The organism is Campylobacter sp. US25a, from assembly GCF_004379075.1.
Lineage (GTDB): Bacteria > Campylobacterota > Campylobacteria > Campylobacterales > Campylobacteraceae > Campylobacter_D > Campylobacter_D jejuni.
Window position 1 is genome coordinate 1 of the sequence record NZ_RYYM01000109.1, and the last position, 375, is coordinate 375.

Annotated in this window: 1 rRNA gene; it reads right to left on the minus strand. The window is 32.3% G+C overall.

Features of this window, described 5'->3' with window-relative positions:
• Nucleotides 1-78, minus strand: a 16S ribosomal RNA gene (locus tag ELQ12_RS09960); the annotation flags it as partial.
• Nucleotides 79-375 lie beyond the last annotated feature (297 nt).

The window sequence follows — 375 nt, forward strand, 5'->3', positions numbered from 1 at the left end:
GAAGCTTCATCGTTCGACTTGCATGTATTAGGCACGCCGCCAGCGTTCACTCTGAGCCAGGATCAAACTCTCCATAATAAACCTTCTTTAGCATCAAGGCAAAGCCTTGACTAAGAAGCAAGCTAAAGGCCTACCCCGCCAACCTAATATAGATAAACTACTTAGATTGCATTAAAGAGATAAACCTTATTACTTTTATAGATAGTTTAATCTTTTTCTTCAAAGAAAAAGTTATAAAAGATTAAAAGAAAAGCTTTTAATCTTTTTAATATTAGATTGAATAGATTTTACATAATTGCTTATGCCTAAATCTTTCTGGCTCAATCGATCACTTATTTAGATTTCAAAGATTGACTAATAAGATTTGAATAACAA